Source organism: Enterobacter cloacae complex sp. R_G8 (genome assembly GCF_024599795.1).
GTDB classification, from domain to species: domain Bacteria; phylum Pseudomonadota; class Gammaproteobacteria; order Enterobacterales; family Enterobacteriaceae; genus Enterobacter; species Enterobacter dissolvens.
Map to the genome: position 1 here is coordinate 562,187 of NZ_CP102246.1, position 17,077 is coordinate 579,263.

10 protein-coding genes are annotated in these 17,077 nt (G+C 57.0%); 7 read left to right on the forward strand and 3 right to left on the reverse strand.

Annotation, left to right across the window (positions count from 1 at the left end):
• Positions 1 to 2: 2 nt before the first annotated feature.
• Positions 3 to 2,450: a glycogen phosphorylase gene (gene glgP, locus NQ842_RS02600; RefSeq protein WP_046889452.1), complete on the forward strand. Its 2,448-nt coding sequence runs from the start codon at positions 3 to 5 to the stop codon at positions 2,448 to 2,450.
• 95 nt (positions 2,451 to 2,545) lie between these two features.
• On the opposite strand, the gene glpD is transcribed toward glgP, so the two are convergent.
• Positions 2,546 to 4,054, reverse strand: a complete 1,509-nt coding sequence (glpD, locus tag NQ842_RS02605) for a glycerol-3-phosphate dehydrogenase (RefSeq protein ID WP_257256474.1) — start codon at positions 4,052 to 4,054, stop codon at positions 2,546 to 2,548.
• A gap of 250 nt (positions 4,055 to 4,304) precedes the next feature.
• On the opposite strand from glpD, the gene glpE reads away from it, so the two are divergent.
• Genes glpE through NQ842_RS02620 form a run of 3 tightly spaced genes read left to right on the forward strand, consistent with a single transcriptional unit; the run spans position 4,305 to position 6,290 of the window.
• Complete coding sequence (glpE, locus tag NQ842_RS02610; protein WP_014833569.1) at positions 4,305 to 4,637, forward strand: thiosulfate sulfurtransferase GlpE; 333 nt, start codon at positions 4,305 to 4,307, stop codon at positions 4,635 to 4,637.
• Positions 4,638 to 4,684: 47 nt separating this feature from the next.
• Positions 4,685 to 5,515, forward strand: coding sequence for a rhomboid family intramembrane serine protease GlpG (gene glpG / locus NQ842_RS02615; protein WP_050860010.1), 831 nt, complete (start codon positions 4,685 to 4,687; stop codon positions 5,513 to 5,515).
• Between the two features lie 16 nt (positions 5,516 to 5,531).
• Positions 5,532 to 6,290, forward strand: coding sequence for a DeoR/GlpR family transcriptional regulator (locus tag NQ842_RS02620; RefSeq protein ID WP_014833567.1), 759 nt, complete (start codon positions 5,532 to 5,534; stop codon positions 6,288 to 6,290).
• A gap of 62 nt (positions 6,291 to 6,352) precedes the next feature.
• On the opposite strand, the gene malT is transcribed toward NQ842_RS02620, so the two are convergent.
• Positions 6,353 to 9,058: an HTH-type transcriptional regulator MalT gene (malT, locus tag NQ842_RS02625; RefSeq protein ID WP_046889450.1), complete on the reverse strand. Its 2,706-nt coding sequence runs from the start codon at positions 9,056 to 9,058 to the stop codon at positions 6,353 to 6,355.
• Between the two features lie 585 nt (positions 9,059 to 9,643).
• Between malT and malP the strand changes: the two genes are divergently transcribed.
• Together malP and malQ are read left to right on the forward strand one after the other, a co-directional pair.
• A complete protein-coding gene (gene malP, locus NQ842_RS02630) occupies positions 9,644 to 12,037 on the forward strand; it encodes a maltodextrin phosphorylase (protein WP_257256475.1) in 2,394 nt (797 codons plus the stop codon).
• Positions 12,038 to 12,046: 9 nt separating this feature from the next.
• Positions 12,047 to 14,128, forward strand: coding sequence for a 4-alpha-glucanotransferase (gene malQ / locus NQ842_RS02635; protein WP_257256476.1), 2,082 nt, complete (start codon positions 12,047 to 12,049; stop codon positions 14,126 to 14,128).
• Between the two features lie 86 nt (positions 14,129 to 14,214).
• On the opposite strand, the gene gntT is transcribed toward malQ, so the two are convergent.
• The gene (gntT, locus tag NQ842_RS02640) at positions 14,215 to 15,531 is read right to left on the reverse strand and encodes a gluconate transporter (protein WP_013099097.1); all 1,317 of its coding nucleotides are present in this window, start codon (positions 15,529 to 15,531) and stop codon (positions 14,215 to 14,217) included.
• Between the two features lie 379 nt (positions 15,532 to 15,910).
• Here gntT and NQ842_RS02645 point away from each other — a divergent pair, with 379 nt between their 5' ends.
• Positions 15,911 to 17,065, forward strand: coding sequence for an IS481 family transposase (locus NQ842_RS02645; RefSeq protein ID WP_373371034.1), 1,155 nt, complete (start codon positions 15,911 to 15,913; stop codon positions 17,063 to 17,065).
• Positions 17,066 to 17,077 lie beyond the last annotated feature (12 nt).

A 17,077-nucleotide genomic window follows, 5' to 3' on the forward strand; every position in this document is an offset into this window, starting at 1 on the left:
ATATGAACGCTCCTTTTAGCTACTCTTCACCCACGCTCAGCGTTGAGGCGTTAAAGCACTCTATCGCCTATAAGCTGATGTTCACCATCGGGAAAGATCCGGTTATCGCCAACAAGCACGAGTGGCTGAACGCCACCCTGTTTGCGGTGCGTGACCGCATGGTCGAACGCTGGCTGCGCTCCAACCGCGCCCAGCTCTCACAGGAAACGCGTCAGGTTTATTACCTGTCGATGGAATTTTTGATTGGCCGCACTCTGTCTAACGCGCTGTTGTCGCTGGGTATTTATGACGATGTAAAAAGCGCGCTGGAGGAGATGGGGCTGGATTTAGAAGAGCTGATTGACGAAGAGAACGACCCTGGCCTCGGTAATGGTGGTCTGGGGCGACTTGCTGCCTGCTTCCTGGATTCACTGGCGACGCTGGCCCTGCCGGGCCGTGGCTACGGTATTCGCTACGACTACGGTATGTTCAAACAGAACATCGTTGACGGGCGTCAGAAAGAGTCCCCGGATTACTGGCTGGAATACGGTAACCCGTGGGAGTTTAAACGCCACAATACGCGCTACAAGGTGCGGTTTGGCGGGCGTATTCAGCAGGAAGGGAAAAAGTCCCGCTGGGTGGAAACCGAAGAGATCCTCGCTGTCGCCTATGACCAGATCATTCCCGGTTATGACACCGACGCGACCAATACGCTGCGTCTGTGGAACGCGCAGGCCAGTAGCGAGATCAACCTGGGTAAATTTAACCAGGGCGACTACTTCGCGGCGGTGGAAGATAAAAACCACTCCGAGAACGTCTCCCGCGTGCTCTACCCGGACGACTCGACCTATTCCGGGCGTGAGCTGCGCCTGCGTCAGGAGTATTTCCTCGTCTCCGCGACGATTCAGGACATCCTCAGCCGTCACTATCAGCTGCACAAGACCTACGCCAATCTGGCGGAAAAAACCGCCATTCACCTCAACGATACCCATCCGGTGCTGTCGATCCCGGAGCTGATGCGTCTGCTTATCGACGAGCATAAGTTCAGCTGGGACGACGCGTTCGAGGTGACCTGTCAGGTCTTCTCCTACACCAACCACACGCTGATGAGCGAAGCGCTGGAAACCTGGCCGGTGGATATGCTCGGCAAAATTTTGCCGCGTCACTTGCAGATTATCTTCGAGATCAACGACTACTTCCTCAAGACGTTGCAGGAGCAGTATCCGAACGATACCGGCCTGCTGAGTCGCGCTTCTATCATCGATGAATCGAACGGTCGCCGCGTACGCATGGCCTGGCTGGCGGTGGTGATCAGCCACAAGGTGAACGGGGTGTCAGAGCTGCACTCGAACCTGATGGTGCAGTCGCTGTTTGCGGACTTTGCGAAGATCTTCCCGACGCGTTTCTGCAACGTGACCAACGGGGTTACGCCGCGTCGCTGGCTGGCGCTGGCAAACCAGCCGCTTTCTGAGGTGCTGGATGAACACATTGGCCGCACCTGGCGAACCGATCTCAGCCAACTGAGCGAGCTTGAACAGCATATTGATTTCCCGGCGGTGAACAAGGCCGTACGGGAAGCCAAACTGTTGAACAAAAAACGTCTGTCAGTCTGGCTGGCGCTGCATCTGAACGTGGTGGCGAACCCGAAAGCGCTGTTCGACGTGCAGATCAAGCGTATTCACGAGTACAAGCGCCAGCTGATGAACGTGCTGCATGTGATCACCCACTATAACCGCATCAAGGCCGATCCGACGGCGGAGTGGGTACCGCGCGTGAAGATCTTTGCCGGTAAGGCGGCGTCCGCCTACTACATGGCGAAGCACATTATTCACCTCATCAACGATGTGGCGAAGGTGGTCAACAACGATCCGGATATTGGCGACAAGCTGAAGGTGGTCTTTGTTCCGAACTACAGCGTCAGCCTCGCGCAGCTGATCATTCCGGCGGCCGATCTCTCTGAGCAGATCTCCACCGCCGGGACGGAAGCGTCCGGCACCAGTAACATGAAGTTTGCCCTTAACGGTGCGCTGACCATCGGTACGCTGGACGGGGCCAACGTCGAAATGCTGGAGCACGTGGGGGCGGAGAATATCTTTATCTTCGGGAATACCACGGAAGAGGTGGAGGCGCTGCGCAAGAAGGGCTACTCGCCGCGTGAGTATTACGAAGAGGATGAGGAGCTACGTCAGGTGCTGACGCAAATCGCCACCGGGGTGTTTAGCCCAGACGAGCCTGGGCGCTATCGGGACCTGGTGGATTCGCTGATTAACTTTGGCGACCACTATCAGGTGCTGGCGGATTACCGCAGCTACGTGGATTGTCAGGACAGGGTGGACGAGCTGTATCGTCAGCAGGAGAAGTGGACCAGCGTCGCGATGCATAACATCGCCAATATGGGGTATTTCTCGTCAGACAGGACCATCAAGGAGTATGCCGAGACGATCTGGCATATCGATCCGGTGCGGTTATAAAAGCAAAACGGCAACCCTGGTTGCCGTTTTTAGTGTTTGTTCCCTCTCCCGGTGGGAGAGGGGCAGGGTGCGGGCATCAGCCCGCACCGATCGCATCACGACGCCAACGACAGCTCACGCTTTCCCGCATGCTGCAGCAACCACTGCGCCACGCGAGACTGCTGTTCGGCGTTCAGCCACATTCCCTCTTTGGTACGACGCCAGATGGCATCATCCAGACGGCGAACCCACTCATGTTCCACCAGATAGCGCAGTTCGGCTTCGTACAACTCGTGGCCAAAATGTTCGCCCAGGTCGGCAATCTCTTTCGCGTCACCCAGGATCAATTCCGTGTTGCTGCCGTAGGTACGGGCATAGTGGCGCGCCATGCCTTCGGTGATGAACGGGTAGCGACGACGCAGTTTCGCAGCGTAATCATCGCGGTTACCGGCAATTTCCCCGCCAGGCAGTACCGCGCCTTTGGTCCACGCCGGGCCAATGCCTTTGTAGTACGGCGCCAGTTTTTCCAGCGCGTGCTCAGCCAGCTTACGGTAGGTGGTGAGCTTGCCGCCAAACACGGAGAGCAGCGGTGCCTGACCGTCCACGTCGTGAATATCGAGCGTATAGTCGCGGGTAATCGCCTGCGGTGAGTCAGATTCGTCATCGCACAGCGGACGCACGCCGGAGTAAGTCCAGACCACGTCATCGCGGGACAGCTGTTTCTTGAAGTGCGCGTTATACACCTTCAGAAGGTAGCTCACTTCGCTCTCGTCGATCTCGACGTTTTTCGGATCTCCTTTGTACTCCACGTCGGTGGTGCCGATGATGGAGAATTCGTCCATCCATGGGATTACAAACACGATGCGCTTGTCTTCGTTCTGCAGAATGTAGGCCTGCTTCTGGGTGTGCACGCGTGGTACCACAATGTGGCTGCCTTTGATCAGGCGGATACCGTACGGAGATGGCAGATGCATCCCCTCGTCGAAGAACTGTTTCACCCATGGGCCGGTGGCGTTTACCAGACCGCGCGCTTTCCAGCTGAACTTCTCGCCGGTATCCACGTCTTCCGCTTCGACGATCCACAGGCCGTTTTCACGGCGCGCAGCGGTGGCGCGGGTGCGGGTTTTCACTTCGCCGCCTTTCTTCTCAACCATCTGTGCGTTGGCCAGCACCAGACGCGCATCGTCCACCCAGCAGTCGGAATATTCGAAACCGCGCACGATTTCAGGCTTAAGGACCGATTCTGAGCCAAAACGCAAACCGGTTGAACCCGGCAGGTTGGTGCGTTTACCCAGATGATCGTACATAAACAGACCGATTCGAATCATCCACGCCGGACGCAGATGCGGGCGATGGGGCAGGCGGAAACGCATCGGGATGGCCAGGTGCGGTGCCATCTTCAGCAGCACTTCACGTTCGGCCAGCGCTTCACTGACCAGGCGGAATTCGTAGTGCTCCAGGTAGCGCAGGCCACCGTGAATCAGTTTGGAGCTGGCGGACGACGTCGCGCAGGCGAGGTCGTTAGCTTCCAGCATCAGTACGGATAATCCGCGTCCTGCGGCGTCTGCCGCAATACCGGCACCGTTGATGCCACCGCCTATCACAATCAGATCTTTGGTTTCCATAACACCCTCACGCACTTTCGTTAAAGCTCAGAAATGTTCGATATCGCTCATAATAGCAAAGGAACGCGCTTTTGGTAACATCAAAAAAACAATTTAGAGTGATATGGATAACATAATGGCGTTTACCCGCCGCCAGGACGTACACTACGGGGTAAAATAGTGCGACTAACTTTTCTCCCTCTCCCCGTGGGAGAGGGCTGGGGTGAGGGCATCAGAGCGCACCCAACCTGAACAACAGAAAGAGAACACCATGGATCAGTTTGAATGTATTAACGTAGAAGAAGCCCACCAGAAGATGCACCAGGGAACGGCGGTGCTGGTGGATATCCGCGATCCGCAGAGTTTTGCGATGGGCCACACCCCGGGTGCGTTCCACCTCACCAACGATACGCTGGGCGCGTTTATGCGCGATAACGACTTCGATACGCCGGTGATGGTGATGTGCTATCACGGCAACAGCAGCAAAGGTGCGGCGCAGTACCTTATTCAGCAGGGCTATGATGCGGTCTACAGCGTCGACGGCGGTTTCGATGCCTGGCATCGTCATTTCCCGGCAGAAGTGGAATACGCTTTTGAGCGCTGATCCCGCTATACTGTCCCCTTTTGTGTGGAAATAAGCGACCGCCGCCCATGTTGATGATCACCTCTTTTACCAATCCGCGCGTCGCCCAGGCGTTTGTCGACTACATGGCAACCCAGGGCATCATCCTGACCGTTCAGCAGCACACGAAAACCGATGTCTGGCTGGCGGACGAAAGCCAGGCCGATCGCGTGAATGCGGAACTGGCCCGCTTTCTTGAGAACCCCGCCGATCCCCGCTACCTGGCCGCGAGCTGGCAGTCCGGGCAGACGGGGAGCGGATTGCATTACCGGCGCTTCCCTTTTCTTGCCACCATTCGCGAACGCGCAGGTCCGTTTACGCTGCTGCTGATGGCGGCCTGCATTATCGTCTTCATCATTATGAACGTGGTGGGCGACCAGAGCGTGATGATCGCGCTTGCGTGGCCATACGATCCGTCTCTGGATTTTGACGTCTGGCGCTATTTCACCCACGCGCTGATGCACTTCTCGGTGATGCATATTCTCTTTAACCTGCTGTGGTGGTGGTATCTCGGCGGGGCCGTGGAGAAGCGTCTGGGCAGCGGCAAGCTGATTGTTATCACCATCATTAGCGCCCTGCTGAGCGGCTATGTGCAGCACAAATTCAGCGGCCCGTGGTTCGGTGGCTTATCCGGCGTGGTGTATGCCCTGATGGGCTATGTCTGGCTCAGAGGCGAGCGCGACCCCGAAAGTGGCATCTATCTGCAGCGCGGATTGATAACCTTTGCGTTAATATGGCTAATTGCCGGATGGTTTGATCTGTTTGGTATGTCTATCGCCAATGGTGCGCACGTCACCGGGCTGGCCGTCGGGCTGGCAATGGCGTTTGCCGACACGCTCCATGCGCGAAAACGAACATAATTCCCAGGGATATTTCATGAAACAAACACAACGTCATGACGCCATTATCGAACTGGTAAAAAAACAGGGATACGTCAGTACTGAAGAGCTGGTGGAACAGTTTGCCGTCAGCCCACAAACCATCCGCCGCGACCTGAACGATCTTGCCGATCAAAACCGTATTTTGCGCCACCATGGCGGGGCGGCGCTGCCGTCCAGCTCGGTCAACACCTCGTGGCATGACCGCAAAGCCACGCAAACGGCAGAGAAAGAGCGCATCGCCCGCAAAGTCGCCACCCAGATCCCCAACGGGGCGACGCTGTTTATTGATATCGGCACCACGCCAGAAGCGGTCGCCCATGCGCTGCTGGATCACGAAAACCTGCGCATCGTGACCAACAACCTGAACGTGGCCAATACCCTGATGCAGAAAGACGATTTCCGCATCATCCTCGCCGGGGGCGAACTGCGCAGCCGCGACGGCGGCATCATTGGCGAAGCGACGCTCGATTTTATCTCTCAGTTCCGTCTCGACTTCGGCATTCTGGGGATCAGCGGCATCGACAGCGACGGGTCGTTGCTGGAGTTTGATTATCACGAGGTGCGCACCAAGCGCGCGATCATTGAAAACTCACGTCACGTGATGCTGGTGGTGGACCACTCCAAATTTGGCCGTAACGCGATGGTGAACATGGGCAGTATCAGCATGGTGGATGCGGTCTACACCGACGTGATGCCGCCGGCGGGGGTGCTGCAGGTGATTAAGGATAATAATTTGCAGTTAGAGTTATGTTGAGAAGCCATTCTCCCTCTCCCTGTGGGAGAGGGCCGGGGTGAGGGCATCAGACCGCAGAGGACTTACACCCCGTACCCCATCATCTTCAACAGCTGCTGTGCATGCTGCACTGCATCCTGACGGTGCGCCACGCCCAGCTTCTGATACAGATTACGAATATGCGTTTTGATGGTGGTTGCCGCCACCGCCAACTCACCGGCAATCTGCTCATTGCTGTAGCCTGAATAGATAAGCCCCAGCACCTGCCATTCGCGCTGCGTCAGCGGGCTGGTACGAATAAGCTCAGGCACTTCCGGATGATTCAGCAAGCGTTCAACGAAGTTCTCGTCGAAGTGGGCGAACTTGTGGCGATGGTGCTGGTTAATCTCGCGCAGAATACGCTGGGCGCGGTGCTGATCCAGCTCCGGCAGCGTGTTGAGCTGAATAAGCTGACGCAGCTGCTGGGCCATCACTTCACCTTCAATCACAAAGTGACTGATAAACCCGGTGCGGTTTGCCAGCTGTAACGCCTCCAGCAGCACGCGCTGGGCATCATTTTTACGCCCGGCCTGCCAGTAGAGCTGGTTAAGCAGCAGCAGGTTACGGTTGAGATCGCTCATCAGGCGCAGACTGCGGGCGTTCTCGTTCAGCTCTTCCAGCACAATCTCAGCAGGCTCGAACTCACCCAGCAGGATCTGCGCGCGGGCAATATTCCTCCACTGGCTTTGCAGGAAGTGGTTATTGGCAAACTCCGGTTTTGGCGTCTGGCGCAGCCAGTTAGCGGCGGATTTCTTATCACCCGTCATCTGCCAGTAAATCACCCGCACCTTATCGGCGTTCGAAACCCAGTCGCTGTGGTACTGACCATTGCCGAGCAGATTTTCCAGACGGTTCAGGTGATTGCGGGCATTATCCAGATCCCCGCGCGCCAGCGAGCACTGTACCAGCAGCGCCAGGCACTGCAGCTGTTGCTGCGGCTGGAAGCCAGAGAGCACTTCCACACCCTGACGGGCACAGCTCTCGGCCTCATCCAGGCGCGACCAGGCCCACAGAAGCTGGGCGCGAATACGCAACAGGAACTCGTGCATTGGCAGTTGTTCCAGATGCTGCTCGCGGATCAGCTGGAACGCTTTTTCCTGATTCTCCCAGGCTGCCTGCAGGAACCCCTGAGCAAATAAGATTTCGCTTTGCTGGATCAGGCTCCACAGGGCGTAATGCCAGACATCATGACGGCGGGCCATCTGTTCGGTTTGTTGCATCAACGACAGGGAGCGCGTCAGCTCACCCTTGCAGTGGAGTACCTCGCCATGTACCGAGGTCGCCACAATGCGGCTGTAGAAGTTGGCCAGCGGCAGCTCATCCAGCGCGACCATCGCCAGCCGCTCAGCCTCTTCCGGATCGCCATCGTTGATCGCAACCTGTGCCCGCAGGGCGTTAAATTCGCCATGCAGGGTGGTATCCATATCGCTTTCCATCTCCTGCTCGGCACGCGCCAGCAGGGTATTCACTTCGCTGTAGCGGTGCTGGCTTTGCATCAGCCAGGCCTGCAGCAGCACCAGACGCGGGTTCTCCAGCAGGCTCTCCCATGGCAGCGCTTTCAGCGACTCTTCCAGCAGCGTCAGTTCGCTGTGGTTAAACAATCCCCACGCGTGGTTGAGGAGGATATCGCGCAGCATGCTGGCATCACCGGCGGCGAGCGCATGGTGAATGGCCTCGCTCGGGAAGCCCTGCGCCATCCAGCTCTCGGCGGCGGCACGGTGGATTTCCGGCAGCTCAGTCGCCAGCTCCCACTGGCAACGCTGGCGCAGGAAACTGCCAAACAGCGGGTGATAGCTGAACCATTCGCCGGGATCGTCCATCCGCGTCAGGAACAGCCCCTGGCGTTCAATCTCTTCAAGCTGCAGCTGCCCGTTTTCGCAGCCGGTCACGCGCACAATCAGGGCGTCGTTCATGGAACGCAGCAGGGAGCTTTTCAGCAGGAAATTACGGGTCGAAGGATCGACACTGTTCAGCACCTCATCCACCAGGTAGTCAGAAAGGTGGCTGGCGTTGATCCCCGCAAGACGACGTGCAGACTGATGCGCCGGGCTGTTGTTTTGCCGGGCGGAGAGGGCAATCAGCTGCAGCGCTGTCGCCCAGCCGGCGACATCATCGCACAGGCGGCTGCTTTCGGCGGCCTCAATCGGTGAGTTCAGGCGGCAGTCGAAGAACTGTTTGGCTTCCTGATGGGTAAAGGCCAGCTGTTGGCTACCGACTTCCAGCAGCTGGTCGCGCACGCGCAGGTTGGCAATACCCAGCTGCGGCAGGTTACGCGACAGCACCACCAGGGTCAGGTTTTCCGGCTGATGACGCAGGAAAAAGCGCATGGACTCATGGATCACCGGGTTGGTGATCAGATGGTAATCATCAATGACCACGTAAAGCGGGCGATGCCACTCGGCCAGTTCGATAAACAGCTGAGAGAAAAGGGAGGACAGGCTGGCGTACTGGCGCTTTTGCACCATCACTTCGCTGGCCACGCAGTGCCCGTTGGTGGCCTGCTGAATAGCGGCAATCAGATAGCTGGCAAAACGTTCTTGCTGGTTGTCACCCTCGTCAAGGGAGTACCAGCCAAGATCGCTCTTACCCGCGGCCCATTGCGAAATGAGCGTTGTTTTTCCATAACCTGCAGGGCTCGTAACCAGCGCCAGTCGGAAATTATGCGCGCCGGAAAGTTTAGCCAGCAGACGCTCGCGGACCACTGTATGGTCAAGACGAACCGGGCGACTTAATTTAGACGGAATCAACATAGGTTTCACTTCACTGTGGGGAACGAGAGAATTTATTTTTTTTGCGCTTCGTAATTAATAGATATAAGGTCGGCCAGAAAGAGAACTATTGCAAGTTATGTCTGGATTTGGTGGTTCTGAATTTGCACTCTGTCACAAAACATTCAGACAGATGATGGAACTTTCTGGAAAGGGCTGTGATGCCGCGTCAATGCTGGCTTGTATGGCTGTGCTGCGGCTACGCTGAAACTGGTTTCAGAAAGGTATAGTGACGTCAAATTTAATAAACGCGGGGTAAAGTTTAGTGAAATTAATAATCTTCTTCGTTCTGACCCGATTGCAGAAATATTATTCTACGTAAGTAATCATTTCAGCGCGTTTTAATTTCACCCGAAACTGCATTTCATTTTCCTGACACGCTTCCCGGTTATCTTTTTATCTTCCTGACACACTCCGACTATGCTCTCAGAGTGGCCTCGATCACACTTTTATGCTCATCCCCGCTACTCCTCCCTGCCTAATCCCCTGCAGGAGGAGGAAGAGGAGAAATGAGCCAGGCACACTAGCGCCAACTTGTGTTTTCTTTCTAAAGGATGCCGATCCCCTATGTCACAGCCTACCTTCAACAAAGCTCAATTCCAGGCTGCCCTGACGCGTCAGTGGCAGCGTTTTGGCCTTCATGCTGCAAACGAGATGACGCCTCACCAGTGGTGGCAGGCGGTGAGCGGTGCGCTCGCAGAGCAGCTGGATGCTCAACCTCTGGCAAAACCGGTAAAAGGTCAGCGCCACGTCAACTACATCTCAATGGAATTCCTGATCGGTCGTCTGACCGGCAACAACCTGCTGAACCTCGGCTGGTATCAGGAGGTAGGGGATGTGCTGAAAGAACACGACATTAACCTGACCGATCTGCTGGAAGAAGAGATTGACCCGGCGCTGGGCAATGGCGGTCTGGGACGTCTGGCGGCCTGTTTCCTCGATTCGATGGCAACGGTTGGGCAGTCGGCCATTGGTTACGGCCTGAACTATCAATACGGTCTGTTCCGTCAGTCATTTGCAGACGGGCATCAGATGGAAGCGCCGGACGACTGGCACCGTAACACCTACCCGTGGTTCCGCCACAACGCGCAGCTGGATGTGCAGGTGAACATTGGCGGCAAAGTATCAAAACAGGGTCTCTGGGAACCAGCATATACGTTTATCGGCGAAGCCTGGGACCTGCCGGTGCTCGGTTACCGTAACGGCGTGGCGCAACCGCTGCGTCTGTGGCAGGCGAAGCATGCGCATCCGTTTAACCTGACCAAATTTAACGACGGCGATTTCCTGCGTGCTGAACAGCAGGGCATCGACGCCGAGAAGCTGACCAAAGTGCTCTACCCGAACGACAACCATCTGGCGGGCAAGAAACTGCGTCTGATGCAGCAGTACTTCCAGTGCGCCTGCTCCGTGGCGGATATTCTGCGTCGTCACCACCTGGCGGGCCGCAAGCTGGCACAGCTGCCTGACTTTGAAGTGATTCAGCTTAACGATACGCACCCAACCATTGCGATCCCGGAACTGCTGCGTGTGCTGATCGACGAGCACCAGCTGAGCTGGGATGACGCCTGGGCGATCACCAGCCGCACCTTTGCTTACACCAACCACACCCTGATGCCAGAAGCGCTGGAGTGCTGGGACGAGAAGCTGGTGAAAACGCTGCTGCCGCGCCATATGCAGATCATCAACAAGATTAATGACCAGTTTAAAACGCTGGTGGATAAAACCTGGCCGGGCAACAAAGCGGTCTGGGCGAAGCTGGCCGTGGTGCATGACAAACAGGTGCGCATGGCAAATATGTGCGTGGTGAGCGGCTTTGCGGTGAACGGTGTGGCGGCGCTGCACTCGGATCTGGTGGTGAAAGATCTGTTCCCGGAATATCACCAGCTGTGGCCGACCAAATTCCATAACGTGACCAACGGCATCACGCCGCGTCGCTGGATCAAACAGTGCAACCCGCTGCTGGCCGCTCTGCTGGACAAAACGCTGAAGAAAGAGTGGGCCAACGATCTGGACCAGCTGATCAATCTGGAAAAATACGCGGACGACGCGAAATTCCGCGAGCAGTACCGCGCCATCAAGCGGGATAACAAAGTGCGTCTGGCGGCGTTTGTGAAAGCGCGTACCGGTATAGAGATTAACCCGAACGCCATTTTCGACATCCAGATTAAGCGTCTGCATGAATATAAACGTCAGCACCTGAACCTGCTGCATATCCTCGCGCTGTACAAAGAGATCCGCGAGAATCCGCAGGCTGACCGCGTGCCACGCGTGTTCCTGTTCGGCGCGAAAGCGGCACCGGGCTACTACCTGGCGAAAAACATTATCCTCGCCATTAATAAAGTGGCGGCGGCTATCAACAACGATCCGAAAGTGGGCGACAAGCTGAAGGTGGTGTTCCTGCCGGACTACTGCGTCTCTGCCGCAGAGATGCTGATCCCGGCGGCGGATATCTCCGAGCAGATCTCGACCGCGGGTAAAGAAGCGTCCGGTACCGGCAACATGAAGCTGGCGCTGAACGGCGCGCTGACTGTCGGTACGCTCGACGGTGCGAACGTAGAGATTGCCGAGAAGGTCGGAGAAGAGAACATCTTTATCTTTGGTCATACGGTTGAAGAGGTGAAAGCCCTCAAGGCCAAAGGCTACGATCCTGTGAAATGGCGTAAGAAGGACAAAGTGCTGGATGCGGTGCTGAAAGAGCTGGAAAGCGGTAAATACAGCGATGGCGATAAGCACGCGTTTGACCAGATGCTGCACAGCATGGACAAACACGGCGGCGACCCGTATCTGGTGATGGCGGACTTTACGGCCTACGTGGAAGCGCAAAAACAGGTCGACGTGCTGTACCGTGACCAGGAAGCGTGGACCCGGGCGTGCATTCTGAACACCGCCCGCTGTGGAATGTTCAGCTCTGACCGTTCAATCCGTGATTATCAGGCTCGTATCTGGCAGGCAAAACGCTAAGGAAGCGCGATGGAGAGTAAACGTCTGGACAGTGCCGCGCAGGCGGCGGGGATCAGCCTCAGTTACATTAATGCTCACGGCAAACCACAGTCTATTGGCGCCGACACCAAAAGACGTTTGCTGGATGCCATGCACAAAACCGACGCGAAAGCGTCGGCCACGCCGGTACCGAACGTCAAAGTCTTCACTGCGGGCAAGAAGATGTCGCTGGCGGTGGAAGGACGTGGCGAGTTTACCTGGCTACTGACCACCGAAGAGGGACATCAGCACAAGGGCCACGCCACCGGCGGCAAAGCACTCACCCTTCCGGCGAAGCTGCCGGAGGGTTACCACACCCTAACGCTCACCCAGGACGAACTGCGCTTTCACTGCCGGTTGATCGTGGCGCCAAAACGTTGTTATGAGCCGCAGGCGTTGCTCGAAGGCAAAAAGCTGTGGGGGGCCTGCGTGCAACTCTACACCCTGCGCTCTGACAGCAACTGGGGCATCGGCGATTTTGGTGACCTGAAAAAGATGCTGGTATCGGTGGGGGAGCGCGGTGGCGCGTTTATCGGCCTCAACCCGATCCACGCCCTTTATCCGGCCAACCCGGAGAGCGCCAGCCCGTACAGCCCGTCGTCCCGTCGCTGGCTGAACGTGATTTACATCGACGTGAATGCGTTAGACGATTTTAAAAACAGCCCGGAGGCGCAGGCGTGGTGGGCACTGAGCACCACTCAGCAGGCGCTGAAGCAGGCCCGCGAAGCTGACTGGGTGGACTACTCCACCGTGACGGCGCTGAAGATGGCTGCCCTGCGTCTGGCGTGGAAAGGCTTTTCTCAGCGTGATGATGAGGAGATGGCCGCCTTCCGTCAGTTTGTGGCGCAGGAGGGCGAGAGCCTCTACTGGCAGGCGGCGTTCGATGCGCTGCATGCGTATCAGGTGAAAGAGGACGAAATGCGCTGGGGCTGGCCGGTCTGGCCGGAAGCGTATCAATCCGTCGACACGCCTGAAGTGAAAGCGTTCTGTAAAAAATACGCCGATGAAGTGGACTTCTACCTGTGGCTGCAGTGGCTGGCGTACAGCCAGTTTGCCGCCTGCTGGCAGGTGAGTCAGGGCTATAAGATGCCGATCGGTCTGTATCGCGACCTGGCCGTCGGTGTGGCAGAGGGCGGTGCAGAAACCTGGTGCGACCGCGAGCTGTACTGCCTGAAGGCCTCCGTAGGCGCACCACCGGATATTCTGGGCCCGCTCGGCCAGAACTGGGGCCTGCCGCCGATGGATCCGCACGTGATGGCGGCGCGTGCCTACGAGCCGTTTATCGATCTGCTGCGCGCCAACATGCAGAACTGCGGTGCGCTGCGTATCGACCACGTGATGTCGGTGCTGCGCCTGTGGTGGATCCCGTACGGTGAAACGGCCGATCACGGGGCGTATGTTCAGTATCCGGTTGACGATCTGCTGTCGATCCTGGCGCTGGAAAGCAAGCGCCATCAGTGCATGGTGATCGGCGAAGATCTCGGTACCGTGCCGGTAGAAATCGTCAGTAAGCTTCGCGACAGCGGCGTTTACTCCTATAAAGTGCTCTATTTTGAAAACGACCATGAGAAAACCTTCCGCGCGCCGCAAGCGTACCCGGAACAGTCAATGGCAGTCGCGACGACGCATGACCTTCCTACGCTTCGTGGCTATTGGGAAAGTGGCGATCTGACGCTCGGTAAAACCCTGGGCCTCTATCCCGATGAAGATGTGCTTCGCGGCCTGTATCAGGATCGCGAGCTGGCGAAGCAGGGTCTGCTGGATGCACTGCATAAGCACGGCTGTCTGCCGAAACGCGCCGGGCATAAAGCATCGCTGATGGCGATGACGCCGACGCTCAATCGTGGATTGCAGCGCTACATTGCCGACAGCAACAGCGCCCTGCTGGGCCTGCAGCCGGAAGACTGGATTGATATGGCGGAGCCGGTGAACATCCCGGGCACCAGCTATCAGTACAAGAACTGGCGCCGCAAGTTATCCACCACGCTTGAAACGATGTTTGCCGATGACGGGGTGAACAGGCTGATTAAGGATTTGGATAAGCGCAGAAGGGGGGTGGGTAAGAAGCGGTAGTTTCACCCTCACCCTAACCCTCTCCCAGAGGGAGAGGGAATAGAATATAGGCCGGGTAAGCGTCAGCGCCACCCGGCTTTTTTACATCAAACCACCATATTCAACAGCAGCACCCCGACCAGACCGCACACCGAAATAATGGTTTCCAGCGCGGACCAGGACTTGATGGTTTCACCGATAGTCAGGTTGAAGTACTCCTTGAACAGCCAGAAGCCCGGATCGTTCACGTGTGAGAAAATCACGCTACCGGAACCGACGGCAATAACCATCAGCTCAGGGCTGACGCCCGTGGTGGCAATCAGTGGCGCAACGATACCGCCTGCGGTGATTGCCGCAACGGTTGCAGAACCCAGCGCGATACGCAGAACAGCGGCGATAGACCAGGCCATCAGAAGCGGCGACACGTTGGTTTCATGCATCATGGCCGCGATGTATTTATCCACGCCGCTGTCGACCAGAACCTGCTTGAACGCACCGCCACCGCCGATGATCAGCAGCATCATGGCAATGATTTTGATGGAAGAGGTCAGCGTGTCGTTGATCTGATCCATGGAACGACCGCGGTTCAGGCCGAAGGTGAACATCGCAATCAGCACCGCAATCAGCGTGGCCATCACCGGGTCGCCGAGGAACTCAGCAACGGACAGGAACGCGTGACCTTTCGGCAGAACCATCTCTGCCACGGCGCGCATCGCCATCAGGATCACCGGGACCAGAGAGGTCCAGACGCTGACGCCAAAGCCAGGCATCTCTTCTTCGGTGAAGGTTTTCGCGCTGTACAGACCTTCCGGAATCGGCTTATCAATGCCTTTCAGGAAGCGGGCATAAACAGGGCCGGCCAGAATCACGGTTGGGATCGCCAGAATCGTACCGAACAGCAGGGTTTTACCCATATCGGCATGGAAAATGGTGGCGATAGCGGTTGGGCCCGGGTGCGGTGGCAGGAAGCCGTGCGTCACGGACAGCGCCGCCGCCATTGGCACACCGACATAGAGCAGCGGGATGCTTGCCGCCGCCGCAATGGTGAAGACCAGCGGCAGCATCAGCACGAAGCCCACTTCATAGAACAGTGCGAAACCGACGGTAAAACCGGTTAACACAACTGCCCACTGGATGTTCTTCTTACCAAATTTGTCGATAAGCGTGGTGGCAATACGCTGTGCGCCACCGCAGTCTGCCAGCATTTTGCCGAGCATGGCGCCAAAGCCCATGATCAACGCCAGGCTGCCGAGCGTGCCGCCGACACCCGCTTTAATGGAGCTAATAACTTTGACCAGCGGCATCCCTTGCATCAGACCGACTGCAAGTGCCACCAGAACCAGAGCGATAAACCCGTTCATTTTGAAACGGATCATCAAGAGCAGTAATAACACAACACCGATAGCAACGATGACTAATGGCATGATTTACCTGGCCTTTGAATTGTTATGGGTAACGTCATTGTTTCAACGACACGTTCCGGTTGTCCCAACTGGGAACAGAGTGGTTAACGGCACTAATACTGATACCTTGGAAACTATTTAGTTTAGTCGGCTGTTATGAGTGTTTTTAGTGCCCATGAGAATGATACGGGTAACATGGCGTGATTGAGAATCACCCTGGAGGGCAAAATTTAAATTATGAGACGCAGGTCAACATATAGAGGTAAACGCAAAACGGTAACCATGAGGTTACCGTTTTTTATGTTTTCACCCTCTCCCGCGGGTGTACGGTCCGGGGACATAGTGAACACTTGTTCGGGGACATGGTAGACACTTACAACTAAGGCATAAGAACCCGTTTATGGAGTCGCTTATGCCCTGGGATGCGAGAGATACCATGTCATTACGTACCGAGTTTGTTTTGTTCGCCTCGCAGGACGGGGCGAACATCCGTTCCCTCTGCCGTCGCTTCGGCATTTCACCTGCCACCGGCTACAAGTGGCTTCGTCGCTGGATGGAGGAAGGTTCCTCCGGCCTTCAGGACCGCCCGCGCATACCGCACCATTCCCCGAACCGCTCATCTGACGACATCACTGCCCTGCTGCGTATGGCCCATGACCGCCATGAACGCTGGGGCGCACGCAAGATAAAGCGCTGGCTGGAAGACCAGGGGCACCGTATGCCCGCCTTCAGCACCGTTCATAACCTGATGGCCCGTCACGGCCTGCTGCCGGGCACTTCACCGGGCATTCCCGCCACGGGACGGTTCGAACATGACGCGCCGAACCGGCTCTGGCAGATGGATTTTAAGGGCCACTTTCCCTTTGGCGGTGGCCGCTGCCATCCGCTCACCCTGCTGGATGACCACTCCCGTTTTTCCCTGTGCCTGGCGCACTGTAGCGATGAACGGCGTGAGACCGTGCAGCAACAACTGGTCAGCGTGTTTGAACGCTACGGCCTGCCGGACAGGATGACGATGGACAACGGCGCCCCGTGGGGAGACACCACCGGCACCTGGACGGCGCTCGAGCTGTGGCTGATGCGCCATGGTATCCGGGTGGGACACTCCCGGCCGTATCATCCGCAGACGCAGGGCAAGCTGGAGCGTTTTCACCGCAGCCTGAAGACGGAGGTGCTGCAGGGTAAATGGTTCGCGAGTGAGGGCGAACTGCAGCGCGCCTTCGACCACTGGCGGACGGTCTATAACCTTGAACGCCCGCATGAGGCGCTGGATATGGCGGTACCGGGCTCGCGGTATCAGCCGTCATCGCGACGGTACAGCGGCAACACAACGCCCCCGGAATACGACGAGGGCGTGATGGTCAGGAAAGTGGATATCAGCGGAAAGCTGAGCGTGAAAGGGGTAAGTCTGAGCGCAGGCAAGGCGTTCAGGGGAGAACGGGTCGGGCTGAAGGAGATGCAGGAAGACGGCCGCTACGAGGTGTGGTGGTACAGCACAAAAGTGGGGGTGATCGACCTGAAGAAAAAGTCGATCACCATGGGTAAAGGATGTTAAAAAGTGTTCACC